The 9,441-nt window shown below is 65.9% G+C and carries 6 protein-coding genes, 1 tRNA gene and 1 other RNA gene; 2 read left to right on the forward strand and 6 right to left on the reverse strand.

Annotated elements, in window-relative coordinates:
- Positions 1-125: 125 nt before the first annotated feature.
- Both AB0B25_RS21195 and ffs read right to left on the reverse strand, forming a co-directional pair.
- Positions 126-1,415 (reverse strand): aminotransferase class I/II-fold pyridoxal phosphate-dependent enzyme, encoded by a 1,290-nt coding sequence (locus AB0B25_RS21195; RefSeq protein WP_357182052.1) that lies wholly within the window; start codon positions 1,413-1,415, stop codon positions 126-128.
- Between the two features lie 180 nt (positions 1,416-1,595).
- Positions 1,596-1,690: signal recognition particle sRNA small type (gene ffs / locus AB0B25_RS21200), an RNA gene on the reverse strand.
- Between the two features lie 127 nt (positions 1,691-1,817).
- Here ffs and AB0B25_RS21205 point away from each other — a divergent pair.
- Positions 1,818-1,902, forward strand: a tRNA-Ser gene (locus AB0B25_RS21205).
- 369 nt (positions 1,903-2,271) lie between these two features.
- On the opposite strand, the gene AB0B25_RS21210 is transcribed toward AB0B25_RS21205, so the two are convergent.
- The 3 genes from AB0B25_RS21210 to AB0B25_RS21220 form a co-directional block, all read right to left on the reverse strand.
- The gene (locus AB0B25_RS21210) at positions 2,272-4,875 is read right to left on the reverse strand and encodes a LuxR C-terminal-related transcriptional regulator (protein WP_357182055.1); all 2,604 of its coding nucleotides are present in this window, start codon (positions 4,873-4,875) and stop codon (positions 2,272-2,274) included.
- Positions 4,876-5,016: 141 nt separating this feature from the next.
- Complete coding sequence (locus tag AB0B25_RS21215; protein WP_357182058.1) at positions 5,017-5,223, reverse strand: hypothetical protein; 207 nt, start codon at positions 5,221-5,223, stop codon at positions 5,017-5,019.
- A 271-nt stretch (positions 5,224-5,494) separates the two neighbouring features.
- Positions 5,495-6,598 carry a CapA family protein gene (locus AB0B25_RS21220; RefSeq protein WP_357182060.1) on the reverse strand — a complete coding sequence of 368 codons (1,104 nt, stop codon included), beginning with the start codon at positions 6,596-6,598 and terminating at the stop codon, positions 5,495-5,497.
- A 348-nt stretch (positions 6,599-6,946) separates the two neighbouring features.
- On the opposite strand from AB0B25_RS21220, the gene AB0B25_RS21225 reads away from it, so the two are divergent.
- Positions 6,947-7,618, forward strand: coding sequence for a hypothetical protein (locus tag AB0B25_RS21225; RefSeq protein WP_357182062.1), 672 nt, complete (start codon positions 6,947-6,949; stop codon positions 7,616-7,618).
- 61 nt (positions 7,619-7,679) lie between these two features.
- Here the strand turns inward: AB0B25_RS21225 and AB0B25_RS21230 are convergent, their stop codons facing one another.
- A complete protein-coding gene (locus AB0B25_RS21230) occupies positions 7,680-9,134 on the reverse strand; it encodes a WS/DGAT domain-containing protein (protein WP_357182088.1) in 1,455 nt (484 codons plus the stop codon).
- Positions 9,135-9,441 lie beyond the last annotated feature (307 nt).

The following is a 9,441-nucleotide window of genomic DNA, read 5'->3' on the forward strand; positions in this document are numbered from 1 at the left end:
CCGCACCCCGTCACCCGGCGCGCCCCCCGCCCCCACTTCACGCGCATCAAACCCCTGGGGCACCCCGTACCCCGCGGCCCCCCCCCCCAAGACCCGGGCCGGGCGCAGCGCTATCCGGTCTCCGATTACTTGCCGAGCAGCTTCTCCGACGCCGCGAGCAGTACACAAGTGGCCAGGCCGTCCATCGCCTTCTCCAACTCAGGCAGCTTCGGGAAGCTCGGCGCGATCCGAATATTCTTGTCTTCCGGATCGTTGCGGTACGGGAAAGCCGAGCCCGCCGCGGTCAGCGCGATGCCGGCATCCTTGGCCAAGGCGATTACCCGCGCCGCCGTGCCCTCCAGCACGTCGAGACTGATGAAGTAGCCGCCTTTCGGTTCGGTCCACGACGCCACCTTCGACGCGCCGAGCCGGTCCTCCAGGATCTTCAGCACCAAGGCGAACTTCGGCGCCAGGATCGCGCGATGCTTCTGCATGTGGGCGCGCACGCCATCGGCATCCCCGAAGAAGCGCAGATGACGCAGCTGGTTGATCTTGTCCGGACCGATGCTCTTCTTCGACGCGTGACCCAGGTACCAGTCGAGGTTTTCCGTGGAGCCGCCGATGAAGCTGACGCCCGCGCCGGCGAAAGTGATCTTCGAAGTGGAGGCGAACACGAAGGGACGGTTCGGGTTACCGGCCGCGGCGGCCAGGCCGAGCACGTCGATCACCGGGGCCGCGGTATCGGTCAGCGGGTGCACCGCGTAGGCATTGTCCCAGAACAGCCGGAAATCAGGCGCCGCGGCGGGCATCGAAACCAATTCCCGAACCACGTCTTCGGAGAAGACGACACCGGTCGGGTTGGAGTAGTTCGGCACCGCCCACAGACCTTTGATCTGCGGGTCGTTCGCCAGCAGTCCGGCGATGGCGTGGGTGTCCGGGCCGTCGTGGCGCATCGGGATCGGGATCATGTCGAAGCCGAGCGCCTCGGTGATCGCGAAATGACGGTCGTATCCGGGGGCAGGACACAGGAACTTCAGCGTGTCCTCCGCGGCCCAGCGACGCTCGGAGTCGTTGGTGCCGTGCAACATCGCGTAGGTGATCACGTCGTGCATCAGTTCGAGGCTGGCGTTGTTGCCGGCGAGGAGGTTGTCCACGGGGATACCCAGCAGTTCGCCGAAGATCGCGCGCAGCTCCGGGAGACCGTGCAGGCCACCGTAATTGCGGCAGTCGGCGCCGGTACCGTCGCGATAGTCGCCGGCGCCGGGCAGCGTCAGCAGCGCGGCGGAGAGGTCGAGTTGTTCCGGTGCGGGTTTCCCCCTCGTCAGATCCAGCGTGAGCTTCTCGGTCTGGAGCGTCGCATAGTTCGCGGACTGGATCTCGTGTTCGGACACGAGCTCCTCGTGGCTCATCAAACCGATCTGCGTTTGCCGGGGCATCCTGGGCAGCCTTTCGAAGCAGCGAAGGGGTTGGGTTGGCCGGACCGATGTGCGGCAGCGGCCGAACAGGTGTCTGTGCGGACGCAGGCGCATCCGCGGACGCTGTTCACGTTACCCGTACGTTGCTCGGAATTGGAGGCGCTATTCGACAGCCGGACATCGGCCGGTGCGAGCCCTCAGGAAAGGGGACCCCGCGCACCCGGCAGAGCCCGTTGACCCTTGCTGCCTTCCGGCCCTGGGGGAGTTCACAGGATGCGCGCCGCGCGGGATCCGTTGGCCAGTGTAGCGGCTCCCGGGCAAAACCCCATCCTCGGGCAGGTCAACCGCACCCGACCTGGCACTTCTCCCTATCGCCCGGGGGCATTTGGCGACCAGAGGGGGGCTACCGGTATGCTGCTGCACGGAGGATTCGCCTAGTGGCCTATGGCGCTCGCCTGGAACGCGGGTTGGGTTAACGCCCTCAGGGGTTCAAATCCCCTATCCTCCGCGCAGAGACCTCTGATCGGGGGCGGTGTTTCCACCGCCCCCGATCGGCGGTGAATGGGCCATCTGAGGGGATGTCGGCGCACCCGGCCGGTGCGGCCTCCGAAGGTGATGACTGCCGAGTATGAAAGATTCGCAACTCCCAGCAAGGGCCGCAAGGGATTCCATCGGATACCCACGCCGATCTTTCCGTGCTCGTCGCGTGCCACCTGCGGTCAGCCCTGGCGAAAACCGCCCTTCGCGTAGCTGATCCGTCATGCCGGCGCATGCCGAAAGCCACCGACGTCCACGGCACGACCGCCCGGATTCGCTACGGAATACCCGCCGCGCCCGGCAGGTCGGATTCCGCGGATCAGCGTCGATGCCCGGCCGATCACCGCGACCGCGGCCCATGTGGTCGTCGCCGGTCGCGGTCCGGCTGTCTGGTCGCCTCTCGCCGCACCGCACCGAGCTGGCCTTCGGGAACACATCCGATGATGTCTTCGCGGGAGGTGATGATCAGTTTGTGGAAGATCCTGGCCATCTGTGCGTCGACGGTCTTGGAGGAATTGCCGCGGTAGGCCGCGATCGCGGTGTTCGTCCATCCCGCCGCGGCCAGGGTCGCGACCTGCTGCTCGGCGGCGGACAGTTCGTCCCAGTGTGATGTCGTGGCCGTCGTGACGGGACGCTCCAGTGGCATCGCGCCGATCGACAGTGTGCCCAGCGCCAGGCTCTGCACCTCATGCAGGTCGCGACGTAAGGAGCAACCCTGCTGATAGGCGGTGGCGAACGCGCCGGGCCGCAGGACCCGCCGGGCGACGTCGATCGCCTTGTGGTTCTCAGCCGCCAAGACCGCGATATCGTCCAAATCGAGACTCAACCCCGCCCGCAGCGTTGTGACCCCACCGGCAAGTTGCGCGATCTCGATGGCCATCGCGTCGAGCCGCCCTGGGGTGGTACTGCCGGCTGCGGTCGAATCGATGATGATCTGCGCCAATGCCCACGTTCGAATATTCACCGCCATTGCGGCGCCCAACACGTCGAGCGCAGCTACCTGGTGGGCCAATGTGGTGCGGCCGAGCGACAATGCCTGCGCGGGATCGCCGTGTTTGGTCAGCGCGATCGCCCTTGCCATCTCCGCCCATGCCTTCGCCCACCATCCGGACGCGCTGGCATGATCGAGATGTCGTCGGGTGATCTCCAGGGCCTGCTGGGTCGATCCGAGCATGCCGGCGCACAATGCCTCATACAGCTCGCTTCTGGCCTCGCTACCAGGCTCACCGAGAAGGCGGAACTTCTCGCGAGCGCGTGCCAATACGGCGAGGGCGCTCGAGTCACGGTGGGTGAACCCCAGAGTCGCTCCCCACAGGAATTCGACGGGCGCCGGGAGGCCGATGTCGGCATTCGGGGACTGCCGCCAGTTCTGTCGGGTGTTCGGGTCACCGATACACGCGGCTACGCATTTATCCAGCATCCGGTCGATATCCGCGGCCCTTCCCTGCAACATGGAAAGCCACCCGAGCAAGGTCATCGCGGAAATGTGAAGTTCGGTCGGCTGTGGCGTCCAGTCACGAATGACCTGCAGTGTGCGCTCGGTCCAGCGGCGTATCTCTCGGGGTGAATCCTTGCGGAGCGGGAACACGATCAGCCCCGCGGCGATCTCCAAACCTAGCGCGGGCTCACCCGAGGTCAGGCTGGTTTCGATCGCTGTCATGATGTTGTCCCACGCCGCGTGGGCCCAGTTCTGATCGGCGGGACCGAACCAATTCAGCTGCAGTTGAACGACTCTGTCTCGATAGTATCGGCGGTGCCGCCGGGCGAGCCGAGCCGGTTCGTCGAGCGCACCGGTGCAGCGTTCCTTCAACCGTTGCTGGGCGAACACTCGAATGCTTTCCAGCAACGAGTACCGCACCTCGGTCGCCGTGATGTGCCGGGTGACCAACGACTGGTCGGCGAGCCGTTCGAGCAGGTCTTCGATCTCCTCGGTTGCCACGCTCACGGCTGGGTTCCGGTCTCCGCGATCGTGTCCAACTGCCGGGTCATCGGCGCAGACCACCTCGATGGCTGCCAGTTCGGCGCCGACATCCAGGGCCGAACTGGTGTCGTCTTCCGGGTTGGTGTCGTATCCGGCGGCGAAGACGGACATGCGCTCCAGCAGCAGCCGTTCCTTGTCCTGGCACAAGTCATAGGACCAGGCGATGGCATCGCGGACCCCCTGGTGTCGTGGTTCGGCGCCCACCCGAGGTCCATGCGACCACTGCATCCGTCTGTCGGTCGCCGCTCCGGACAGTTCCTGCAGGATCATCGCCAACGGCTGCCGCAGCAGCCGCGCCGCGGCCAACCGGATATACAACGGATGGTTGTGCACATGACGGCAGATCAGGTCGGCCATCGCCACGTCATCGGTATCGGTGATCAGATGGTCGGTGAGTACGGCGCGCTGCCGGAACAAGGCCAGAGCTTGCTGCTGTGTCAGCGGTGGGAGCGCGACGACGTGCTCGTCCACCCACCCGATCGGTTCGCGGCTGGTTGCCACGACGGTCAATCCCGGCACCGCCTCGAGCAATTCCGTGATCAGGCGACCGGCGCCGTCGAGAACATGCTCGCAGTTGTCCATCACCAGCACCGTCTGCAGAGCCCGGCCGTCCGAGTCCGTCCTGGTCAACGTATCGACCAACCCCTCCCACCCGGACCGAGCGGAGCGGTCGGCATCGACCACCGAACGCGCTATCTCGCTCTCGATCGCGGCGATATCGCATCCAGCGGCCAGCCGCGCCAATCGCACCCAATACACCGGTGTGCCGCTGGTCTTGTGGAATCGGCCCAGGGTCTCGGTCGCGAGTCGCGTTTTGCCGATCCCGCCCGACCCGATCAACGTGATCACCCGCGCCGAACCGAGCAGCAGGGTAGTGATCTTGTCCAGCTGCGGACCGCGACCAACGAAATCACCCGTTGCCGCCACCGGACCCCCGGCACGTTCTCGGCGCATCGCCGACATGACAACCGAGCCTAGTCGCCTGAAGACACTGCTGATCGCCGCTGGTCGCCCGAGTACGCGGATCGCCGGCCCTGCTCAGATCTCCCTACTCTGAGGCCAGCACTTCGCGCAGCGCCAGGGCTCGCATGCCTTGCCGACGGGTCAGGTCCACAGTCCGCGACAGGGCAGCGGCGGCCGACTATCGCGGAGTTCGTCATCGATCGTGACGTCCGCGCCGACCTTGTGGGCGACCGCAGCGAACCGGTCGGCCACCTCGCGGTCGTCTTGGTAGTCCAACTCCAGCAACGGACGCGCGAACCGCACCCGGATATGGCACAGACCCCGCCGCAATGCGCTCACCCCGCTCATCGGCGTCTCACCTCGACCGCGATCGTCGGCCTGGCAGATGAGCCGCTGGCACACCGCACCCGGCCACCTGAGCGTCCGCGTGGCATCCGTTGGTCCTTCCGATCGTGACACACAACCTGACAATGAGAAATATTCGACCAATAAGGGTGCAGTCACGCATCGGCAGATACCGAGGAACTACCTATGGTGGCTACCTAGCGGGCCGGCGAATACTGTCACGCCGCGTGGGTGACCGGGGCAAATGCGGTCGCCGACCGGCACTGCCGCCGGCTCAGCGTCGTGCGACGGTGAACACCACAGGCAGGTCGTCGGGCCGACGTGTGACGCGGGTGCCGAAACCCCGGCTGATGTGCTCGATCGTCTCGCACAGCCATCGGGATTCGCTGCGCGCCGCCGATTCCAGGCGCATGTGCCGTACCCGCAGCGGAATCACGCGTACCTCGACGTCACCAGGATCGATGGATACCAGATACAGCAGATGAAGATCGCTGCGATACCGCTCGTGACCGCCGATTCCCTCGTAGTCGTCGATGACATCACCGCAGCCGTACAGAATCGGTTTGCCCCGATAGATCTCGATCGGCCGCGGATGGTGTGCTGAATGGCCGTGCACCAGGTCCACTCCGGCATCGATCAACCGATGTGCGAACCGCGTCTCGCTCGGCGCCACCTCGTAACCCCAGTTGGGACCCCAGTGGATCGAGACGATCGCGATATCGCGATCACCCTTGTGCGCCAGCAGCTGTGCCGCCACGGCGTCCGCGGCACGAGCGCCCGGCGAAGCGCCGACCCGCCACAACCCGGGTCGACCGTGATCCGCCGCCCAGTACTCCGGAACCCCACTCGATCCTGCCGCGACCGAGGCGATCACCACCCGGCGCCCGTCGTCGAGAACGGATATCGCGGGGGCTCGGGCGTGGTCGAGATCCGCGCCCGCTCCAGCCCGGTGAACGCCCACCGTATCGAGCGCTCCGACGGTGTCCGCCAGCCCGTCTCGGCCGAAATCGAGAATGTGATTGTTCGCCAGCGCGCACACGACCGGTGCGATCACGGTCAACACCGGAAGGTTGTCCGGGTTCATCCGATAGTGGATGCCTTTGGCTGGAGCGAATACCCCATCGGCGGTGATCGCGGTTTCCAGGTTGATCAAACGCACCTCGGGGTCGACCTGCGCCAGAATCTGCGGGACATCACCCCACGGCCAACGGAAGTCCACAGGCCGGGCGAAAGCGCCGTGCACGCGTTCGGCCAACTCCACATACGTCCGCGCATCGTCGACCCACCGTTCGCGCAGCATCGCCCGTCCAGGATGCGGCAGGATCTGGTCCACACCCCGGCCCAGCATGACGTCGCCGCCCAGCAGCACCGTCGTCATACCACCATTGTCGATCCGCGGGACAGCTGGTTCATCTGCGAAAAATGATCGTTTCATATCTCCTATCCGGTACAGCACCCCAGTTCGGTGCAGGTTTCCAGGCTCGGAGGTCGGGCACACGACACCCTTGGGTAGCGTCGGATGATCCAGATCGAATACCGGGCACTCCGCCGGTGTCATATCCCGTTCGGCGACTCGATCGAGACCGTACGAGCCGGGTCGTGGGCCGAAATCCCGGACGAAAACGGCGCCACCGTTCGACACGCACGCGTCCGCGAAAACACCGTGATTCGACGCCGAGGCCGATCGATACTGTGCCAGTGGCGATCTCGATGCGATGATCTCCCCGTGACTCAGTGGCTTCCGCTCCTCGCCTCCCTCGTCGTCGCGGTCGCGGCGTTGGTCGGCGTTCTTGTCAACAACCGCACGAATCGCGCGGCGGTCGACGCCGCGGACGAGCGGAGCCGAATCACACTAGACGCCGCGGACGAGCGAAACCGGGTCACGCTCGACGCGGCGCAGCGGAATGTGGAGCTGACGAACACGGCAGCGGGTCGCCGCGAACACGACATGTGGCGGCGCGAATCCGTATTGGCCGCAGCCTCTTCGGTGGTGTCGACCTCCGCCGATGTCCGTCGACAGCTGTTGGCCTGCGACCGCTGGGATGCCGACGAGCTGGATCTGATCAGCCAGGATGTGCTCGAGACGATTTCCGCGGCACGGGAATTCATCAGCAGCCTGCGCGTGCTCGCGCACCGTAAGGTTCCGAATCGCTGCGAGGACCTGATGAGAACCCTCACCGCCGCGCTGAATATCACTGTGCAGCGTCGTCGGATCGAGCTGGACAGCGAGGCCACCGGCGAGGAGATCGCGGAAATCCAAGCACTGTGGTCGAGAGCCATCGAGAACACCGTCGAGGAAGAACGTTCCGTCATCAACGCAACCCGCGTAGACCTGGAAATCAAGATCTCCGCCGATCTCCACTCGCCGACCGCCGAACCGACCCTCGCCCGAGCCTGATTCGCCGCGGGTGGCCCCCGGAAGGTCGCTGTTCCCTGGGTCATGCACGGCGCCCCCGCGTTCAGTGGGCGGCGGCGACCTCGTCCAGGGCCGAGGCGAGTAGAGCTGTGTAGAAGTCGACGTCGGGGAGGACTGCCGGGTCGGCATGCACGGAGATGGTGACCGTATCGCCGAGGCCGTGGACACCATGCGTGAGGTGCATGACCGAGCCGAGGGCGGGGAATCCCGCGCTGAACCGGACGCGGCCACCACCGAAGGTGAGGTCGGCGGGGCCACGGTCGACGCTGGAGACCACGGTGTGTCCCGCGATCGAGTCGGGGACGGTGTCGAGGGGGTAGCGGTCGATGTCGCGGCGTAGCAGTGGAGCGGGGACGGTCGCGGTGACCCGGTCCTGTGCGGACAGCAGCGGATGCCGTGCGCGGAGACGGCGAGCGGTGAGCGCCGCGGCGATCTTGTCGGCGCGCCGGCGCAAGTCCGGCTCCTCGGCGAACAGGTCGACACCGAGGCTGCGGTAATTGTTGCGCGGATCGCCCTCCTGCCCGATGGACTGCCCCGGCAGGGCCATCGGTACCTGCGCACCCAGACGCATAACCGGTTCACCCCGCTGCGTCAGGTACCGGAACAGTGCCAGCGACACCGCAGTCAGCGTGACGACGGTCACGGTGCGACCGGGGATCCGCATGCTTTCGCCCGAACGCACGATCATCCGCACCTGATGTCGCACGACTCCGTGCGCCGTAGTTCGATTCACCAGACTCGGCGCGAACCCCGGGCCGGGCGGCGGCAAGCGACCGGTATCGGTCAAGTACGCCAACCGCCGCTGTGCCTGGAAAGCTCGATAGCCGCGCACGGCGGTCGACGCCAGACGAATCGGCAGGCGCAGCAGACCTAGCGCCGACTCGATCAATACCCCAGTGCGTGTCCATCGTCCGACCGCTTGCCGGCCAACCACTACGCGGTCAGCACCCACACAACCGCGCGAATCACGCACTACCGCCTCGGCGATACCGTCCCCGCCCGGCACAGGCCGGCGGTCGCACCCGTCCGCCACCTGCTGCTCAGTGAACAGCGCACGCGCGATAGCCGACGCCCGCCGTCCATCGGCCAGCGCGTGCGACATCTGCAGAACCGCGACCAAGGCGGGCCCCTTCCCCACTCCCGGCGCGTCGACGATCCCGCGGAATACGTGCAGCCGCCACGGGCGCACGGCGGCGTCCATCCCGGTGCCGAGCACGCCCCCGAGCGCGTCGAGTACATGTGACCAATCGGGCCGCGCCAACCGGTGCTCCACGAATTGCTCGGCGGTGAATAAGCAGGGCACCCAGGACGGGTAATCGATATCGGCGGGCAGTTCGCGGAGCCGGACCCGCAGATCATCGATCCGGGCGCTGCGTTCGGCGACCGCGGCCCGCAGTTCCTCGGTCGATCGCCCGCCGTCGGCGAAGCAATACAGCAGAAACTGGTCGTTGCGCGCGCGCTTCGACAGCCAGTAGATCATCGCGTCCTGCGGTGCCATGGCGCTCACACGTGGAACGATATCGACCCCGATTTCGGCGCGATTCGACAACGCCGAGGAAAATATGGATGATCTTGTTCCACATTCACCACGGCAACACCCTCGATTCGACCCGCTCGATCTGCTACCGTCCGTAGTAGAACGGATAGCACTCTCACCAGGGCGGGGTGTCGACCATGACTACCCAACTAAGTCGCACAATTGCCGCACAGGCCGATGAGGCGGATGAGCGGTATCGTGCCGCGGCATTCGTCAAGCGGTCGATCAACAAGGTCTTTCCGACGCATTGGTCGTTCTTGTTGGGTGA

It is taken from the genome of Nocardia sp. NPDC049190, from assembly GCF_040648115.1.
Classification (GTDB): Bacteria; Actinomycetota; Actinomycetes; order Mycobacteriales; family Mycobacteriaceae; genus Nocardia.

Coding starts and splice junctions, on each gene's coding strand:
- AB0B25_RS21195 (WP_357182052.1), bottom strand. CDS start 1,415: ATGCCCCGGCAAACGCAGATCGGTTTGATGAGCCACGAGGAGCTCGTG.
- AB0B25_RS21210 (WP_357182055.1), bottom strand. CDS start 4,875: ATGTCGGCGATGCGCCGAGAACGTGCCGGGGGTCCGGTGGCGGCAACG.
- AB0B25_RS21215 (WP_357182058.1), bottom strand. CDS start 5,223: ATGAGCGGGGTGAGCGCATTGCGGCGGGGTCTGTGCCATATCCGGGTG.
- AB0B25_RS21220 (WP_357182060.1), bottom strand. CDS start 6,598: ATGACGACGGTGCTGCTGGGCGGCGACGTCATGCTGGGCCGGGGTGTG.
- AB0B25_RS21230 (WP_357182088.1), bottom strand. CDS start 9,134: ATGGCACCGCAGGACGCGATGATCTACTGGCTGTCGAAGCGCGCGCGC.